The sequence below is a fragment of the Neotabrizicola shimadae genome, assembly GCF_019623905.1.
GTDB classification, from domain to species: Bacteria; Pseudomonadota; Alphaproteobacteria; order Rhodobacterales; family Rhodobacteraceae; genus Neotabrizicola; species Neotabrizicola shimadae.
Genome location: NZ_CP069370.1, coordinates 2083465 through 2099494 on the forward strand (window position 1 = coordinate 2083465; position 16030 = coordinate 2099494).

The window sequence follows — 16030 nt, forward strand, 5'->3', positions numbered from 1 at the left end:
CCGGGCGGCACACTGCCCCTGCGCCGGGGCCTAGTCCAGCCCTTCGGGCAGGTCGGCAACGATGCGGCCAGCTGCGATGTCCACCGTGGGAACCGCGGCCAGGGTGAAGGGGATCAGCATCTCGCCCTTGGGAGTTGACACTTCCAGGATGTCGCCGGCGCCGTGGTTCTGAACGGCGCGCACCCGGCCCAGCAGGGCGCCGCCGGTGTCGCGCACTTCAAGGCCGATGAGGTCGGCGTGGTAGAATTCGTCGTCCGGCAGCCGGGGCAGCCGGTCGCGGTCGGCATAAAGCTGGGTGCCCTTCAGGGCATCGGCTTCTTCCTTGGTGGTGACGCCGGCGATCCGGGCACCGAGGCCGCCGGAGATCGGCCGGGTCAGCTTGACGCTGAAGCGGCGCGTGCCGGCTTCGTCGTAAAGCGGGCCGTAAGAGGCGATGTCGGCCGGCTCGGTGCAGAAGCTTTTCAGCCGCACCTCGCCCTGCACGCCGAAGGCACCGGCGATGGCGCCCACGCAGATGCGGTCAGGTCCGGACATCTTGCCCTCCTGCATGACCGGCCCAGGCGGTCATGTCCATTTTCTGTCTGGAAACGATCCCACGGGGGGCCGGGGGTACGAAACCCCCGGCCTCTCCGCGGCGGCGACGGCCGATTACTCGGCGGCCTTCGCGGCCTTCTTCGCGGCGCGCTCGGCCATGGCCTTGCCCGGCACGGCGGCCTTGGGGTTGGAGCGGGCCTTCTTCGGCAGGACGCCGGCCGATTCCAGGAAGCGCGCGATGCGGTCGGTCGGCTGGGCGCCAAGCGCCAGCAGTTCCTTCACGCGGTCGAGGTTCATCACGACGCGCTTTTCGTCGTCCTTGGCCAGCATCGGGTCATAGGTGCCGAGCTTTTCCAGGAAGCGGCCGTCGCGCGGCATGCGCGAGTCGGACAGGACGATGGAATAGTGCGGACGCTTCTTGGTGCCGCCGCGCGCCAGACGGATCTTCGTTGCCATGTCAGTTTCTCCTTTGATGGCGTGGGGACCGGGACATCCCGGTCATTTCTGCAGTTTCTCGTGGTGCCTGATCACTTCGCCGATGATGAAGTTCAGGAATTTCTTGGCAAATTCGGGGTCGAGATCGGCTTCCTTTGCCAGAAGCTCCAGCCGCTCGATCTGGCGCGCCTCGCGCGCCGGGTCCGAGGGCGGAAGATCGTGTTCGGCCTTCAGTCGGCCCACCGCCTGGGTGTGCTTGAAGCGTTCGGCCAGCGTGTAGACGAGGATCGCATCAAGCCGGTCGATCGAAGCGCGGTGCTCCTTCAGCACTTCAGCGGCGCGCGTGGTCACGTCGTTCATGCGTCCCTCGTTCCCATATGGCGATAGATCATCAGCCCCGGCTCGCCGAGCGCTGCCTCGGCGGCCTCGTCCCGGCGGGCGCCCAGCTTTTCGGCCAGCCGCACCGAGGCACCGTTGCCTTCGTCGATGTAGCTGACGAAACCGCCGGGGCCATGCAGGCGCAGGGCATGGGGCAGGACGGCGCGGGCGGCTTCCCCGGCAAAACCCTTGCCTTCGGCGGACTCGACCAGAACCCAGCCCATCTCGGGCTCGGGGTCGCCCCATTCCTGCCAGAGGTAGAGCCAGCCGAGCGCGTCGTCCGAGCCCTTCGCGGTGATCGTCCACATGCCGCTGCCGCGCAGGAGCCAGCTGGAGACCGCCTGGGCAAAATCGTTGAACGCCTCTTCGGCGGTGAAGGGGCCGCCCATGAAGCGCGCGCGGTCCGTTGTGAAGACGGCCTCGTAGGCCGGCCAGTCGGCCATGCGCGGGGCGCGCAGGAGCAGGCGTTCGGTCTCGATCACGGGCACGGCGGCGGCGATCTGTTCGACCAGCGCGGCGGCCGGGCCGGAGGGCGGGGTGAGCCAAGGGCGGATCATGCCAGCGCCTCCGGGTGGCGCCAGACATTCCAGGGCCCGTCCGAGGGTTCTTCCGCCATGGGGTCGATGACCGCGCCCAGGCGGGTGGCCAGCGCCTCGGAGCGCGCGTTGCCCGGCGCGATATAGCTGACCGGGCGGCGCCAGCCCAGTTCGCGCGCGGCCCAGGCGCGGGTGGCCTCGGCCGCCTCGCGCGCATAACCCCGGCCCTCGGACGCGCCGTCGAAGATCGCCCAGGCGATCTCGCCCTCGGGCCAGCCCTCGGTCAGCTGCGGGCCGGCCATGCCGATGGCAACCGGCACGCCGGGGGGCGCGAAGAAGAACATGCCATAGCCGCGCAGGGCCCAATGGCCGACCCGGTTGCAGAAGGTGCGCCAGGCATCGGCGCGCGACACGGCCCCGCCGAGGGCTTCGGCGCGTGGGCCAGAGCGGAAGGCAGCGAAAGCCTCCCAGTCGGCCATGGAGGGCATCCGCAGGACCAGGCGGTCGGTGGTGATCACGGGGCCGGGAATGAAGGCGCCAGTCATGCCAGCGCCTCCGGTGCGGGGTGGCGCCAGACCTGCGTTTCCTTGACCGGCAAGCCGGGGGCGGAGTTGTCCAGCACACAGCCCAAGCGTTCCGCCAGACGGATCGAGCGGGTGTTGGAGGGCGCGATGTAGCTGACGACGGTGGTCCAGCCGAGGGTTCGATAGGCAAAGGCGCGGGCCGCAACGGCGGCCTCGTGCGCAAAGCCCTTGCCTTCGGCACGGGCATTCCAGACGGTCCAGCCGATTTCCGGCTCGGGCCAGGATTCCGGCGCCCAAGGCCCGGTCATGCCAAGCGGCGTGTCGTCGCCCTTGGCCTGCCAGATGAACATGCCGAAGCCACGATAGACCCAGTGCCCGGTCAGGTGGCACAGCGCGCGCCAGGCCGACAGCCCGTCGAACGGCCCGCCGATGTGGTCGAAGCGGCCGTCGTCGGCCAAGGCGGCGGCCTCCCAATGCGGCCAGTCGCCGCTGCGGGGCGCGCGCAGGACCAGGCGTTCGGTCTCGATTACAGGGGTTCCGGACAGCGCGGTCATGCGGGCCTCCGGTGGCGGTAGATCACGACGGGGCCATCCTCGTAGGGATAGGGCGCTTCCAGGTCGACCACGGCGCCCATCCGTTCGCACAGGCGGTGCGAGCGGTGGTTGTCGGGGTCGGTGTAGCTGACGGCGCTGTCGAAGGCGGTGTTCGCAAAGAACCAGTCGCGCGCGGCGCTGGCGGCCTCGAAGGCCAGGCCCTTCCCTTCGTGTTCGGCCGACCAAAGGCTCCAGCCCAGTTCGGGTTCGGGGTGGCTGTCGGGAAAGAACGGCCCGATGCCGCCGATGCCCTGATCCGAGCCTTTCAGCGTGACGGTGAAGAGCGAGAAGCCGTGCTTCGCCCATTGGTCCCAGAGCCCCTGGAACTCCTCCCGGCATTTCGCCTCGGTCCAGGGCCCGCCCATCATGTGAGACCGCTCTGACGCCCAGAAGGCGCAGCCCGGCGCAATGTCGCGATCTGAGGGCACGCGCAGGACCAGGCGGTCGGTGACGATCACGGGGCCGGTCATGCCGCCCTCCGATAGCGCCAGACCTGCGTCGGCGCGTTACCGGGGGTGGCGCCGTTCGGGTCGATGGTCGCGCCGAGGCGCCGTGCCACCGCCGCAGAGGCCGTGTTGTCCGGGTCGATGTAGCTGACGATGGTGTCGAGCCCGCGAGGACCAAGCGCCCAGTCGCGCAACGCCGCGGCGGCCTCGGTGGCATAGCCCTGCCCTTCGGCGCCGTCGAACAGGAACCAGCCCAGTTCAGGTTCGGGGAACTGCGGGCCGTGGGTCAGCGAAACCTGCCCGACCGGGCCGCCCTCGGGCAGGTCCAGGATCAGCCCGCCCATGTCCAGAAGGGCCCATTGCGCCACATCGTTGCAGAACCAGGACCAGGCGGTGCCTTCGGAATGTGGGCCGCCCATGAACCGGGCGCGATCCGAAGTGACGAAGGCGCAATAGGCCGCGAAATCCGCCATCACCGGGGCGCGGAGCGTCAGGCGTTCCGTGTGCAGGACGGGGGGGATCATGCCAGCCCCCGGAGGTCGTGGCGGATGACCACATCGGTCGGATCGGCGCCGGGCGCATCGACGATCACGCCGCCCAGGCGCAGGCCAAGCGCGATGGAGCGGGCATTACCGGGGTCGATGTAGTTGTCGATATGGTCCCAACCGAAGCTGGCCCGCGCCCAGGCCATGACGGCGCGCGCACCTTCGGCGGCGATGCCGCGGCCCTCGGCCCCGGCCGTGACAAACCAGCCAAGCTCGGGCTCGGGATAACCCTCTGGCTGGTAGATGCCCACCTCGCCCAGATATTCGCCGCTGGCGCGATCCTCCATCGAGAAGGGGCCAAAGCCCATCAGAGGCCACTGCCCGACCTCGGAGGCGAAGATGCGCCAGGCCTGTTCGGCGGTGAACGGCCCGCCTTCCCAGACCGACCGCGCATCGGCGTAGAACGCTTGGCGATGCGCGAAATCGCCATGGACCGGCATCCGCAGGCGCAGCCGGTCGGTCAGGATTTCAGGCGCCGAGGGGAAGGCGATGGTGGCCGGACGGGCGATCATGCGGCGCCCCCCGGATGGTGGCGGAACACGCGCACCTCGGTGCCGCGCGGGGTGGTCCAGGTGCCATGCTCGCGCGCGCCCAGCCTACGCGCGAGCGCCGCGGAGCGGGTGTTGGCCGGGCGGATGTAGCTGACCGCCGTGGTCCAGCCGAGCGTGCCGAAGGCGTAGCCCAGCATGGCCCGCGCCGCCTCGAAGGCATAGCCCCTGCCCTCGTCCGCGGCGGACCAGACCGTCCACTTGATTTCCTGTTCGGGCTGGCCTTCCGGGTGCCACGGACCGAACAGGCCCACCGCCCGGCCATCCTCCTTCGCCTCGGCCACGAAGGGGCCGAAGCCGCGCAGGGCGTGGTGGCCCAGCACGAAGGCGAAATGCCGCCAGGCCTCGTGCGGCATCAACTGCCAGTCCAGCGCCGCCGCGCGGTCGGAGCCATGGAACGCCGTCATCGCCGGGATATGCGAGGCCGCCGGCTGCACGAGGCGCAACCGTTCGGTCTCGATCACCGGCAGGACGGGCGAGGCGATCATTTCTTCTTCATCAGCCCCGACAGGCCCGAGGGCAGCGACATGCCGCGCGGCATTCCGGGGAAGCCGCCCTGCCCCATGCTTTCGCGCATGCCCTTGGCCGCGGCTTCCAGTTCCTCGGGCGTCATCTTCGACGGGTCGGGCATGCCGCCCGGCGCGCCACCGCGGCCCATCATCTGGCGGATCGCCTGCTTCATGGCGCCGCCCTTGCCCATCTTCTTCATCACATCGGCCATCTGGCGATGCTGCTTCAGAAGCTTGTTCAGCTCGGCCACCTCCAGCCCCGCCCCGGCGGCGATGCGGCGCTTGCGGCTGGCTTGCAGAAGGTCGGGGTTCGCCCGTTCCTTCTTGGTCATCGAGTTGATCAGCGCGACCTGGCGGCGCAGCATCTGGTCGTTCAGGCCGGCTTCCTCGGCCTTCTTGGCCATGTTGCCCATGCCCGGCAACATGCCCATCAGGCCCTGCATGCCGCCCATCTTCATCATCTGTTCCAACTGCATCTTCAGGTCGTTCATGTTGAACAGACCCTTCTGGAACCGCTTCATCATGCGTTCGGCCTGCTCGGCCTCGAACGTCTCCTGCGCCTTCTGCACGAGCGCCACGATGTCGCCCATGCCCAGGATGCGGCCCGCGACGCGTTCGGCATCGAAGCTGTAGATGGCGTCCATCTTCTCGCCAAGGCCGACAAAGCGGATCGGCTTGCCGGTGATCGCCCGCATCGACAGCGCCGCGCCGCCGCGGCCGTCGCCGTCCATCCGCGTCAGCACCACGCCCGAGATGCCGACCTTGCCGTCGAATTCGCGCGCGACGTTCACCGCGTCCTGGCCGGTGAGACCGTCCACCACCAGAAGCGTCTCGCGCGGGGCGGCGAGGTCGCGCACCGCTTGCACCTCGTCCATCAGCACTTCGTCGATGTGCAGCCGGCCCGCGGTATCGAGGAACAACACGTCATAGCCGCCCATCGCCGCCTGGGTCTTGGCGCGCCTGGCGATCTGGACCGCGGTCTCGCCCTTGACGATGGGCAGGGTGTCCACGCCGATCTGGGTGCCGAGGATGCCCAGCTGTTCCATGGCCGCCGGGCGGTTGGTGTCCAGCGAGGCCATCAGCACCCGCTTGCCGTTCTTTTCCTTCAGCCGCTTGGCGAGCTTGGCCGTGGTCGTGGTCTTGCCCGAGCCCTGAAGGCCCACCATCAGGATGGTCGCCGGCGGATTGTCGATCTTCAGCGCATCCGGCTCGCCCTCGCCCGCCAGCACGCGGATCAGCTCGTCATGGACGATCTTCACCACCATCTGGCCGGGCGTGACCGACTTCGTCACCGCCGAGCCCGTGGCCTTGTCCTGCACCCGCTTCACGAAATCGCGCACCACCGGCAGCGAGACGTCGGCCTCCAGCAGCGCGGTGCGCACCTCGCGCAGCGCCGAGACGACATCGGCCTCGCTCAGCGCGCCGGCCTTGGTCAGGCGGTCGAAGACGCCGCCAAGGCGTTCGGAAAGGCTTTCGAACATGACCGTCTCCTTCGTGGACCCGTGCCCCAGATGGGGTCGGGCGGGGCTGGACCCAAGGGCCAATGCAGAACGGCACCTGCGGGCGCAACGCGCTGGCAGGTGGCGATCCCGGCATGTGCCAAGGGACCGGAAGCTTCGGGCTTCCGGGGAATTGGGGCAGCCCTACGCTTGCGGGGGGGCTGAGTCAAGTCTGCGTGACGTCAGGGCGTGATGAAGACGCCCTGCCCCGGCGAAGGCCGGGGCCTCCGCGTCTCTCAGATCCCTTGCTCGGCAAACCAAGCCCGCAGCTTCTCCAGCGTCGCCGCATCCGCCAGGGGCGGCGAGGTCACCGCCACCCAGCCCTCCATGTAGTGCCGCGCGGCATAGACATGGCCGTGGCCCGTGGGGGTCAGCGTGGCGGTCATCATGTCGGTCAGAAGCTGCAGGAAGGTCACGACGGGAATCCAGTTCAACCCCGGCGAGACATCGGGGCCGCGCGGCTTGGCCATCCAGTCGGGCGCGCGGTAGACGCTGTCGGGTTCGAAGAAGACGATCGCGTCCGAGGGGTATTGCAGGTAGACGATCCGCATGTCGCCCCAGGGCGCGGTGGCGACCTCGGTCGTGTCGGTCTGCGTGGTGAAGCGCACTAAGGATCCGTCGCGGAACTCGGGCGACCAGGCTGGTGTGCCGGCGTTGCGCGCCGCGGTGATCTCGGGCCAGAGCCGGCTGGCGAAGGGCGGCCCAACCCAGAAGGCCCCCTGCGGCGGATCGCCCACGATGTCAAAGATGTCCAGCGACAGGTCCGAGTTCAGCGAACCGAGGCTGAGACCGTGCAGGTAAAGCCGCGGGCGGCTGTCCTTCGGCAGCTTGCGCCAGTGGTCATAGACCCGGCGAAACACGGCGCGGGCGGTTTCCTCGCCGTATTCCGGCTGCACGATCAGGCTGAGCCACGAGGGAAGGTAGGAATACTGCACCGAGACCGAGGCGATGTCGCCGCCCCACAGGAACTCCAGCGGAGTCATAGAGGCGGGGTCGATCCATCCGGTGCCGGTGGGCGTGGCAATGACCAGAAGCTTGCGGTCAAAGCCGCCGATGCGGATCAGCTCGGCCAGCGCGAGATCGGCCCTTTCGTCCACCTCCTCGGCGTTGTTCAGCCCGACATAGACGCGCAGGGGCTCCATCGCCGGCTGGCCGGTGACCTGTTCGATGGTGGCGGCATCGGGAAAGGCCACCACGCGGTTGCGGCCCTGCGCGCCCAGGCCCTGCCAGCCCACCAGCGACTCGGGGCTGCCGGATTTCAGCGGATCGGTCGGCGGGGCGACATCGGCGGGGATCAGCGCGTCGATGCGGCGATAGGTGTTGTCCATCGCGGTCAGTGCCCCGTCCATCAGCACACCCGAGCCGATGGACCAGAACAGGACCGAGGCGACCAGGATGCCCAGCACCATCGCTACGCGCACCGGCACGAAACGCGCCGCCCAATTGGCCAGGATCACTGCGGCGCGGCGAAAGAGCCGCCCGATGGCCATCAGCACCAGCACCACCACCAGCGAGGTGGCGGCGATGATAAGGGGCCGCGCGGTTTCCACCGGCTCCATCCCCATCACGGCGTGGATCTGGTTCTGCCAGCCGGTCGCCTGCGACAGGCCCCAGGCCATGACCGCCGCCGCCACAGCCAGCGCGGCGCGGCCCGGCCAGGGTGAGCGCGGCACGGGCAGGCCAAGCCAGCGCCAGAGCACCACCACCGCCACCGCCAGCGCATAGACCAGCGCGAAGGCCGCCCCTGCCACGGCGCCCTGCAACGGCCCGGTGCGCGGGATCAGCGAAGGCGTCAGCGCCGCGGTGAAGGCCAGCGCCCCGAACAGGATGCCCAGGGCCGAGGGCCGCGCGAAGAACGGCAGGTCGGTGAACGGCTTGGTCGTCATCGCGTCACTCCGGGGCTTTCGCGGCCACTGTGCCGGGGCCGCCCGCGCCATGCAACCGGTTCAGGGGCGCATCCCCTCTTGAACATCGCGCGGCGATTGCCTCGAATGGATGTTCCTGACCGGGAGAGCATGATGGAAAACTGGGACGAGATCCGCACCGCCTTCCAGGTTGCCCGCCTTGGCACCGTCTCGGGCGCGGCCGAGGTTCTGGGGGTGCACCACGCCACGGTGATCCGCCACATCGACGCGCTGGAAAAGCAGCTTGGCGCGCGGCTGTTCCAGCGCCACGCCCGCGGCTACACGCCGACAGAGGCCGGGCGCGACCTTCTGGCCGTGGCCCAGACCACCGAAGAGCAGTTCGCCCAACTGTCCAGCCGCATCAAGGGCCAGGGCGAGACGGTGGCGGGCGAGCTGGTGGTGACATCCATCGCCGGCATGTCCGACCTGCTGATGCCGGTCCTCGCCCGGTTCCAGACCGAACACCCCGCCGTGATGGTGCGATACCTGACCGACATGCGGGTGTTCCGGCTGGATTACGGCGAGGCGCATGTGGCAATCCGCGCCGGCGCGGCGCCGGAAGAACCCGATAACGTCGTGCAGCCCCTGACCCGCCTGCGCACCGGACTGTACGCCGCGCGATCCTATGTCGAGGCGCATGGGATGCCCGGCTCGGCGGCAGACCTGAGCCAGCACCGCCTTGTCGGCCCCGACGATTCCGCCAGCCGCGCGCCTTTCTACCGCTGGCTGCGCGACCATGCCCCGCCCGAGGCGATCACGTTTCGCGCCAGCGAACTGGCGGCGCTGGAGATGGCGGTGGAATCCGGGGCGGGTATCGGCTTCATCGCCTCCCATCGCGCGGCCCTGATGCGCGATCTGGTCGAGGTTCTGCCGCACAATCCCGACTGGGACTCGCATCTTTGGCTGGTGACCCATGTGGACCTGCACCGCACGCGCAAGGTGCAGGCCTTCCTGAACGCGCTGAAGACGGCGGCGAAGGACTGGGCGGCGTGAGCCCCGCGCAGCTGCGCGGCCACTTTGCCATGCTGGCCTTCTCGGCGCTGATCGCCGGCAGTTTCTCGCTGGGCGTGCTGGCGGCACCGCTGATCTCGCCCTTTGCGCTGACGGCGGTGCGCTTCGTGCTTGCCGCGGCGCTGGTCGGCGCCTTTGCCGCGCTTGGCCCCGGCATCGCGCGGGCCGCGCTGGCCGCGCCGTGGCGATATGCCGTACTGGGCGGCCTGCTCTCGATCTATTTCGTCCTGATGTTCCAGGGCCTGAAGACCGCGCCCCCCGTCTCGGCCGCCGCCGTCTTCACCCTCACGCCGGTCATGGCCGCAGGCTTCGGCTGGCTGCTTCTGCGCCAGCGCCTCACGCCCCGCATCGCGCTGGCACTGGCGCTTGGCGGGGCCGGGGCGCTGTGGGTGATCTTTCGCGGCGATGTCGGCGCCCTCGTGGCGCTGGAAATCGGCAAGGGCGAGGCGATCTATTTCGCCGGCTGCATCGCGCATGCGCTGTATACGCCCATGGTGCGCCGGCTCAACCGCGGCGAGCCGGCGGTGGTGTTCACCTTCCTCACCATGTCCGCGGGCGCGGTTCTGCTTGGCCTGGCCGGCTGGCAGGATGTGCGCGCCACCGACTGGGCCGCCCTGCCCCCCGTTGTCTGGATCACGCTGGCCTATATTGCCGTCGCCGCCAGCGCGGCGAGTTTCGTTCTTCTGCAATATGCCAGCCTGCGTCTGCCCTCGGCCAAGGTGATGGCCTACACCTACCTTGTCCCGGCCTGGGTCATCGGATGGGAAATCGTGCTGCACGGCGCCCTGCCCCCCGCCCGCATCGCGCTTGGCATCCTGGCCACCCTTGCCGCGCTTGGCCTCCTGCTGCGCGACGACGGTTGACCCGTTTCCCGTTATCTCCCGCCGAATTGGCTGCTTTTGCACATTCGCGACAGCCGCGCTTGATATGATTGCCGGGCAGGTTCAACCTGAACCAGCGGCGGGTCCGATGGATCGCCGGAAGGAGGGGATGCAAGCCATGACATTCATGCGAACCGCGGGACTGATCGTCGCGCTTCTGGGGGCGACGGCATTGACCGCCCCGAAGCTGTTGGCGCAGGAAACCGCGACCACGACGGCGGTCGAGCCGACGGTGACGGAGGCCACCGACAGCACGGGTGAGCCCTCCCAGGGCTTGCTGTCCGAAGATGAGCTGGATCAGTTGTTCGCGCCCGTCGCGCTCTATCCCGATGCGCTTCTCGCGCAGGTGCTGCTGGCCGCGACCTATCCGCTGGATGTGGTGAAGGCCAACCAGTTCCTGACAAAGAACGAAGGCAAGTCCGCTCAGGAAATGTCCGACCTGGTCGCCGCGCAGGACTGGCCCGATCCGGTGAAGGGGCTGGCGGCCGGCTTCCCCGATCTGCTGGGCCGCATGGTCGAGCACATCGACTGGACCGAGATGGCGGGCGATGCGCTGATCGCGCAGACCGACGATTGCCTTGCCTCGCTGCAACGCCTGCGCGCCCAGGCCAAGCTGAACGGCTATCTCGAAGACAATGCCGCGATGAATGTCGAGGAAGATGCCGACACGGGCAGCATCTCGATCTCGTCCGCCAATCCCGAAGTGGTCTATGTCCCGCAATACACCGAGACGGTCTATACCACGCCTGCCCCCGCCACCCCGGTCTATGTCACGGATGACGACGACTGGGACGACTGGCTGGCCACCGGAGCCATCGTCTGGGGCGGCGCGATCCTGATCGACGAGATCTTCGACAACGACCATTGGGATGACGACTGGGGCGATTACTGGCACGGCGGCGGGTCCGGCAACGGCAACCACATCGACTGGGACGGTGACGTCAACATCGACAACGGCATCAACATCGGAAACGGCATCGGCAATGGAATCGGCAACCGCCCCGGCATCGGCAACGGTGACGGGATCGGCAACGGCATCGGCAACCGTCCGGGCCTTGGCAATGGCGATGGCATCGGAAACGGCAACCTGGGCGATGGCAATTTCGGCGGTGCGGTTGCCGGAGGCATCGCCGGGGGCATCGCGGGCGGGGCGCTGAACCGGCCCACGACCCTGCCGGCCGACCGCCTGGGCTCGGTCGATGCCGACCGCATCCAGAACGCCCGCGACGGCAACTTCCGCCCGACCGACGCAAGCCGCGACGCGGCGCGCGAAAAGATCGCCAGTCACAAGGCCGGCGGCGGCAGCCTTGCCACCCTGCCCGCGGCCACCGGCAAGGGTGACCGGGTGGGCAAGGCCGCGGCGCGCCCGGCCACGGCCGACCGGCCGCAACTGACCTCGCCCGAGGCGCGGGCCAAGGTGCAGAACCGCCCCTCGGCGGCCTCGCCCAAGGTCAACAAGCCGAAGGTTTCGTCGCGCCCGTCTGCGGCCAACCGCGCCGCCGCGCCAAAGCGGCAGCCGTCCTACAAGCCGTCCAGCGGATCGCGGGCCAAGGCCGCGTCATCGCGCGGGAAATCCAGCCGCGGGGGGAGACGCTGAGATGAAGACGATCACCATGCTGAAGGGCGCCGCCTGCCTTCTGTGCCTGACCGCCGGCACCGCGCTGGCCGATCCGGCGACCTATGCCACGCCCGAAGCCGCTGTCGCGGCCTTCGTCGATGCGCTGAACGCGCAGGACCAGGCGGCGCTGCTCACCGTGTTCGGCCCGGAGTCCGAGGACCTGATTTCCTCCGGCAACCCGCGCGAAGATGCCAAGGCGCGCGCGCAGTTCCTCGCCGACTATCAGGAGATCGCCCAGATCGTCGATGACGGCGAGGGCCGCAAGGAGCTTCAGGTCGGCCGCACCCGCTGGCCCTTCCCCGTGACCCTGGTTGCGGTGGACGGCGGCTGGCGCTTCGATCCGGCGGCGGCGCGCGAGGAAATCCTCGACCGCCGCATCGGCGCGAACGAACTGGACGTGATCGCGCTGCTGCAAAGGGCGCGCGGCGTGCAGGCCGCCTACCGCCAGGTCGATTACGACGGCGACGGGGTGATGGAGTTCGCCTCCTCCATCCTGTCCGACCCCGGCACCCGCGACGGGCTTTACTGGCCCGACGAGCCGGGCGCGCCCCAAAGCCCCATCGGCCCCTTCATCGCCCAGGCGGCGGCGGACGGCATCTCGCTGGATGGCGTGGACCAGCCGCCGGAGCCCTATTTCGGCTATTACTATCGCATCCTCACCAAACAGGGTCCCGCCGCGCCGGGCGGCGCCTATGACTACATGGTGGGCGGCCACATGCTGGCGGGTTACGCTCTGCTCGCCTATCCGGCCGAACCGGAAGAAACGGGCGTGATGACCTTCATGATGGGCGAGAACGGCGTGATCTACGAGGCCGATCTGGGCGAGAACACGCTGGACATCGCCGGCAAGATCGAAGCCTTCGATCCCGATCCCGCCCAGGGCTGGAAGCCGCTCGCAGGCCAGTGATAAAACGACAGCGCCCCGGACCATCGGTCCGGGGCGCTTCACTTTGGGGCTGAAGCCGGTTCAGGGCTGGCCGTTCACCACGCTTTCGAGCCACGGCAGGAAGTTCGAGATGCGGGTATAGGCCGAGAACATCGCGGTCTCCTCGCAGCCCTGGCCATTCGCGGCCGACAGGCCCCAGCTGACGATGCCCGCCTGAACAAAGCTGCCGTCCTCCAGCGGCACCACCAGCGGCCCGCCGCTGTCGCCCGAACAGGCGGTCTTACCGCCCTCGAAGCTGCCCGAACACAGCATGTTGCCGCTCATCGGCACCGGCGCGCGGGACACCATCTCGTCCCACAGCGCATAGGCATCGTCGTCCGACAGGCCGAAGACGTTGACGGCATAGCCAAAGCCCTCGATCGCCTCGTTCGCCCTGGCCTCAATCAGGGTCTGGTTGCACAGCTCGCGGTCCATCATCTGGATCTCGGTCTGGTGCAGCGCCTCGGGATGCTCGCCACCCTCGGTCAGGCCCCAGCCGGTGACGATGGTGGTGACGCCCGGCTGGTCCAGATAGTCGCCGAACTCCTGGTCGGGGACGGTGATCGTCTGATAGGCCGCGCGCGGGGCGCGCGCCAGGTGGATCAGCGCGATGTCGTGGTCGAACTCCCAGCCCACATAGTCGGGATGGCGATAGATCGCCTGCACCGGCACCAGGTCGCCCTTGCCCGGCGCCAGCTCGTTCGACCCGACAAAGACCTGGATCGCCTGCGGCGGCAGGTCGCCCCAGTTGCCCGCATCATCCGCCATGTGCACGCAATGCGCCGCGGTCAGCACCCAGGTGTCCAGCACCATCGAGCCACCGCAGAACTGCGCATCGGCCGACACCGGCTCGCCCGCCACCATCAGGGCCACCTGCCAGGGCCAGGCGCCCTGGCCGGCCAGCGTGCCGCCAATCACCTTGCCGCCGCCGGCCTCGGCCTTCTCGCGCGCCGCTTTCTCGTGGCTCGCCTTGTCGCCGCTCTTCGCCCAGGCAAAGGGCGAGGCCTTTGCCGCAGGCGGTGCCTCCTTCGGCAGCGCAGGGGCCTCCTGGGCCAGGGCGTCAACAGTCAGGGCGGGCACGGCAAAAGCCAGGGCCAGCGCAAGGATCGGGGCAAGTCTCATCGTCATCCTCCCGTCAGGTCATTCGGTCCCTGCCCGGATGCGGACAGGTTGCCGGATCAGCGTAAAGGCCGGCGGCCGCGCGGCAAAGCCCCGCGCCACGGCATCGTCTTCGGTCAATTGCACGTCGATCCAGAGCGACAGGCCGTCATCCGCCCCGGCCGTGGACCGTGTCATCTGCGGCGAGGCCAGCACCGACAGATCGGTGCGCGGCCCGTCCTCGCTGGCGGGCACCGCCACCAGAAGCAGGTCCTCCAGCGCGGGCGGGCTGGCCGGGTCGATCAACAGCCCGATCCGCGCCGCCTCGCCCGGCGCCAGCCGGTTCGACAGACCCGACCGCGGCCAGACCGGCGTGACCGAGAAATCCGCCGCGAAATACAGCGCCGTCAGATCCTGCGGCTGGCCCGACCGGTTCGTGACCGTCAGCCACATCTGGTCGCAGGGCGCCACGCCCTTCGCCGGATCGGCCGCCACCCCCTGCCCTGGCGCGCCGCAACCCGCGCCGTCGCGGCTGCCCGGCTTCACCTCGACCGCCACCTCCAGCGCCGGCCCGCCCGTCAGGCTGCGCCCGGCCGCGCCGATCAGCGCCGCCTTCAGTCGCAGCGCATGGCCCGCCGCATCCAGCGCTCGTTGCAGCGCCAGCGTCTCTGCCTCACCCTCCTCCGGCACCACGCGCGGGGTGGAGCCCGGCCCCGCCGGGTCCAGCGCGCCATCCGGCCCGGCCAGCGCCAGCCCGCCCGCCACCAGCACCGGCACCAGGTCGGCCTTGCCCGCCGCAGGCGCCGGCAGCGCTGCCAGCCAGGCGGCATAATCCAGCCCGTCCGCCTGCACCGGTGCCGCCAGCCGCAGGGGCGGCGGAGGCGCCGCCGCCACCAGCTCGGCCCAGGCAGTGCCTTGGGGGGGCGCAGGATCAAGCCGCGCGGAACCCGCCGCCGGTTTCACAACGAGCGCTTCGCCCAGGGGCTCACCCCCCGCGGCTTCGGCAAAGAACGCAACGCGGTCGCCCTCTCCCAGCCCCTGCAGCAGCCCGGCCTCCAGCTTCGCCCCCTCGACCCGCCAGCGCGCCTCGACCCGGCCCGAGCCAAACACGGGCGCCGAAAGCAGCGGCCCCTCGCCATCGGGCAGTTGCGCCGCCTCGCCGCGGGCCATCCGGTCCGAGGCGGCGGCCAGCACCTGCCCCCAGCTTGGGTTGCCCGGCTCGCCCAGCACGCCCGCCAGCGCGGCGGTAAAGGCGCCGTGCCACTCCTGGCCCTCGCCCAGCGGAAACTCGAAAGACCGCTGGTCGGCCTGCGAGGAATATAGGAACGCGAACTCGCCGCTCAGCCCCTCGCCATTCACAGGCTCGCCCATCCCCGCCGCATCCTCGGGCACACCAAGCGCCGTCGGCGGCAGGCCGCGCGCCACCGCCCCGGTCATCGCGCGAAAGCCCGTGTCGGAATGGCAGGCGTCGATCAGCCCCACCACCTTCACGCCCCGCGCCAGCAGTGTCTGCGCCCAGGCGCCTAGCTCGTCATCCACCAGCACGTTGCGCAAGCCTGTCCCGTCCCAGCCAAGCGCATCCACCGGCAACAGCACCTCATCCGCGCCGCCGCCCTCGTCACCATTGCCATCCGGCGCCTGCGTGCCATGGCCCGAAAAGTAGAAGACAACCGTATCGCCCGCCACTGCCCGCGCCGCCACATCGGCCAGCGCCGCCCGGATGCCCGCCAGATCGGGCACACCCACGGCAGCCCCTTCGGGCAGGCCCTCCGGCGCATCGGTCAGCGCCAGCATGTCTGCCCCCGCCACACCGCGCGCCGCCAGAACCCCGGCCATCAGCCGCACATCGTTCGGCGGCCCCTTCAGGTCGGCGTCCAGATCACGGTAATCCCCCGCCGCCACCAGAACGGCCAGGGTCGCGGCCTGCGCCGCCCCGGCGGTCAGGCCCGCCAGCGCCGCCCCCAAGCCGATCCGCCATGATGCGCGATGTCCCATGCCGCCAACCTGCCCATGCGCTCTGGCAGGGGCAAGCCCCCGCCCGCCGCA

The 16030-nt window shown here is 69.6% G+C and carries 18 protein-coding genes; 4 read left to right on the top strand and 14 right to left on the bottom strand.

Annotated features, from left to right (window positions below; translation table 11 throughout):
* Nucleotides 1-30: 30 nt before the first annotated feature.
* From rimM to JO391_RS10100, 12 genes are all read right to left on the bottom strand, one after another.
* On the bottom strand, nt 31-534 hold the full coding sequence (rimM, locus tag JO391_RS10045) for a ribosome maturation factor RimM (protein WP_220660364.1): 504 nt from the start codon (nt 532-534) through the stop codon (nt 31-33).
* A 114-nt stretch (nt 535-648) separates the two neighbouring features.
* On the bottom strand, nt 649-990 hold the full coding sequence (gene rpsP / locus JO391_RS10050; protein ID WP_220660365.1) for a 30S ribosomal protein S16: 342 nt from the start codon (nt 988-990) through the stop codon (nt 649-651).
* Nucleotides 991-1032: 42 nt separating this feature from the next.
* The gene (locus tag JO391_RS10055) at nt 1033-1329 is read right to left on the bottom strand and encodes a chorismate mutase (protein WP_220660366.1); all 297 of its coding nucleotides are present in this window, start codon (nt 1327-1329) and stop codon (nt 1033-1035) included.
* On the bottom strand, nt 1326-1904 hold the full coding sequence (locus JO391_RS10060) for a GNAT family N-acetyltransferase (RefSeq protein ID WP_220660367.1): 579 nt from the start codon (nt 1902-1904) through the stop codon (nt 1326-1328). The genes JO391_RS10055 and JO391_RS10060 overlap by 4 nt, the downstream gene beginning before the upstream one ends.
* On the bottom strand, nt 1901-2428 hold the full coding sequence (locus tag JO391_RS10065) for a GNAT family N-acetyltransferase (RefSeq protein WP_220660368.1): 528 nt from the start codon (nt 2426-2428) through the stop codon (nt 1901-1903). The genes JO391_RS10060 and JO391_RS10065 overlap by 4 nt, the downstream gene beginning before the upstream one ends.
* Nucleotides 2425-2961, bottom strand: a complete 537-nt coding sequence (locus JO391_RS10070; RefSeq protein WP_220660369.1) for a GNAT family N-acetyltransferase — start codon at nt 2959-2961, stop codon at nt 2425-2427. The genes JO391_RS10065 and JO391_RS10070 overlap by 4 nt, the downstream gene beginning before the upstream one ends.
* A complete protein-coding gene (locus JO391_RS10075) occupies nt 2958-3470 on the bottom strand; it encodes a GNAT family N-acetyltransferase (protein ID WP_220660370.1) in 513 nt (170 codons plus the stop codon). The genes JO391_RS10070 and JO391_RS10075 overlap by 4 nt, the downstream gene beginning before the upstream one ends.
* The gene (locus JO391_RS10080) at nt 3467-3970 is read right to left on the bottom strand and encodes a GNAT family N-acetyltransferase (protein WP_220660371.1); all 504 of its coding nucleotides are present in this window, start codon (nt 3968-3970) and stop codon (nt 3467-3469) included. The genes JO391_RS10075 and JO391_RS10080 overlap by 4 nt, the downstream gene beginning before the upstream one ends.
* On the bottom strand, nt 3967-4503 hold the full coding sequence (locus JO391_RS10085; RefSeq protein ID WP_220660372.1) for a GNAT family N-acetyltransferase: 537 nt from the start codon (nt 4501-4503) through the stop codon (nt 3967-3969). Before JO391_RS10085 ends, JO391_RS10080 begins: the two co-directional genes overlap by 4 nt.
* Nucleotides 4500-5027: a GNAT family N-acetyltransferase gene (locus JO391_RS10090; protein WP_220660373.1), complete on the bottom strand. Its 528-nt coding sequence runs from the start codon at nt 5025-5027 to the stop codon at nt 4500-4502. The genes JO391_RS10085 and JO391_RS10090 overlap by 4 nt, the downstream gene beginning before the upstream one ends.
* Nucleotides 5024-6529: a signal recognition particle protein gene (gene ffh / locus JO391_RS10095; RefSeq protein ID WP_220660374.1), complete on the bottom strand. Its 1506-nt coding sequence runs from the start codon at nt 6527-6529 to the stop codon at nt 5024-5026. Before ffh ends, JO391_RS10090 begins: the two co-directional genes overlap by 4 nt.
* Nucleotides 6530-6783: 254 nt before the next feature.
* Nucleotides 6784-8433, bottom strand: coding sequence for an alpha/beta hydrolase (locus JO391_RS10100; protein WP_220660375.1), 1650 nt, complete (start codon nt 8431-8433; stop codon nt 6784-6786).
* Nucleotides 8434-8565: 132 nt separating this feature from the next.
* Between JO391_RS10100 and JO391_RS10105 the strand changes: the two genes are divergently transcribed.
* The 4 genes from JO391_RS10105 to JO391_RS10120 all read left to right on the top strand — a co-directional run bounded on the left by JO391_RS10105 (nt 8566) and on the right by JO391_RS10120 (nt 12868).
* Nucleotides 8566-9444, top strand: coding sequence for a LysR family transcriptional regulator (locus JO391_RS10105; RefSeq protein ID WP_220664518.1), 879 nt, complete (start codon nt 8566-8568; stop codon nt 9442-9444).
* Between the two features lie 29 nt (nt 9445-9473).
* Nucleotides 9474-10325, top strand: a complete 852-nt coding sequence (locus JO391_RS10110) for a DMT family transporter (protein ID WP_220664519.1) — start codon at nt 9474-9476, stop codon at nt 10323-10325.
* 136 nt (nt 10326-10461) lie between these two features.
* Nucleotides 10462-11940 (top strand): DUF3300 domain-containing protein, encoded by a 1479-nt coding sequence (locus JO391_RS21715; RefSeq protein WP_220660376.1) that lies wholly within the window; start codon nt 10462-10464, stop codon nt 11938-11940.
* A 1-nt stretch (nt 11941) separates the two neighbouring features.
* Entirely contained in the window at nt 11942-12868 is a 927-nt protein-coding gene (locus tag JO391_RS10120) for a DUF2950 domain-containing protein (protein ID WP_220660377.1), read from the top strand.
* A 60-nt stretch (nt 12869-12928) separates the two neighbouring features.
* Here JO391_RS10120 and JO391_RS10125 read toward each other — a convergent pair whose 3' ends face one another.
* Together JO391_RS10125 and JO391_RS10130 are read right to left on the bottom strand one after the other, a co-directional pair.
* Nucleotides 12929-14008 carry a serine protease gene (locus tag JO391_RS10125; RefSeq protein ID WP_220660378.1) on the bottom strand — a complete coding sequence of 360 codons (1080 nt, stop codon included), beginning with the start codon at nt 14006-14008 and terminating at the stop codon, nt 12929-12931.
* 18 nt (nt 14009-14026) lie between these two features.
* Nucleotides 14027-15979, bottom strand: a complete 1953-nt coding sequence (locus JO391_RS10130) for a caspase family protein (protein WP_220660379.1) — start codon at nt 15977-15979, stop codon at nt 14027-14029.
* Nucleotides 15980-16030: the final 51 nt, after the last annotated feature.

Bases quoted from the DNA above. Each gene is read 5' to 3' on its own strand.
- JO391_RS10125 (WP_220660378.1), bottom strand. From the start codon at position 14,008: ATGAGACTTGCCCCGATCCTTGCGCTGGCCCTGGCTTTTGCCGTGCCC.
- JO391_RS10090 (WP_220660373.1), bottom strand. From the start codon at position 5,027: ATGATCGCCTCGCCCGTCCTGCCGGTGATCGAGACCGAACGGTTGCGC.
- JO391_RS21715 (WP_220660376.1), top strand. From the start codon at position 10,462: ATGACATTCATGCGAACCGCGGGACTGATCGTCGCGCTTCTGGGGGCG.
- JO391_RS10130 (WP_220660379.1), bottom strand. From the start codon at position 15,979: ATGGGACATCGCGCATCATGGCGGATCGGCTTGGGGGCGGCGCTGGCG.
- JO391_RS10055 (WP_220660366.1), bottom strand. From the start codon at position 1,329: ATGAACGACGTGACCACGCGCGCCGCTGAAGTGCTGAAGGAGCACCGC.
- rimM (WP_220660364.1), bottom strand. From the start codon at position 534: ATGTCCGGACCTGACCGCATCTGCGTGGGCGCCATCGCCGGTGCCTTC.
- rpsP (WP_220660365.1), bottom strand. From the start codon at position 990: ATGGCAACGAAGATCCGTCTGGCGCGCGGCGGCACCAAGAAGCGTCCG.
- JO391_RS10060 (WP_220660367.1), bottom strand. From the start codon at position 1,904: ATGATCCGCCCTTGGCTCACCCCGCCCTCCGGCCCGGCCGCCGCGCTG.
- JO391_RS10110 (WP_220664519.1), top strand. From the start codon at position 9,474: ATGCTGGCCTTCTCGGCGCTGATCGCCGGCAGTTTCTCGCTGGGCGTG.
- JO391_RS10105 (WP_220664518.1), top strand. From the start codon at position 8,566: ATGGAAAACTGGGACGAGATCCGCACCGCCTTCCAGGTTGCCCGCCTT.
- ffh (WP_220660374.1), bottom strand. From the start codon at position 6,529: ATGTTCGAAAGCCTTTCCGAACGCCTTGGCGGCGTCTTCGACCGCCTG.
- JO391_RS10120 (WP_220660377.1), top strand. From the start codon at position 11,942: ATGAAGACGATCACCATGCTGAAGGGCGCCGCCTGCCTTCTGTGCCTG.
- JO391_RS10085 (WP_220660372.1), bottom strand. From the start codon at position 4,503: ATGATCGCCCGTCCGGCCACCATCGCCTTCCCCTCGGCGCCTGAAATC.
- JO391_RS10080 (WP_220660371.1), bottom strand. From the start codon at position 3,970: ATGATCCCCCCCGTCCTGCACACGGAACGCCTGACGCTCCGCGCCCCG.
- JO391_RS10100 (WP_220660375.1), bottom strand. From the start codon at position 8,433: ATGACGACCAAGCCGTTCACCGACCTGCCGTTCTTCGCGCGGCCCTCG.
- JO391_RS10070 (WP_220660369.1), bottom strand. From the start codon at position 2,961: ATGACCGCGCTGTCCGGAACCCCTGTAATCGAGACCGAACGCCTGGTC.
- JO391_RS10075 (WP_220660370.1), bottom strand. From the start codon at position 3,470: ATGACCGGCCCCGTGATCGTCACCGACCGCCTGGTCCTGCGCGTGCCC.
- JO391_RS10065 (WP_220660368.1), bottom strand. From the start codon at position 2,428: ATGACTGGCGCCTTCATTCCCGGCCCCGTGATCACCACCGACCGCCTG.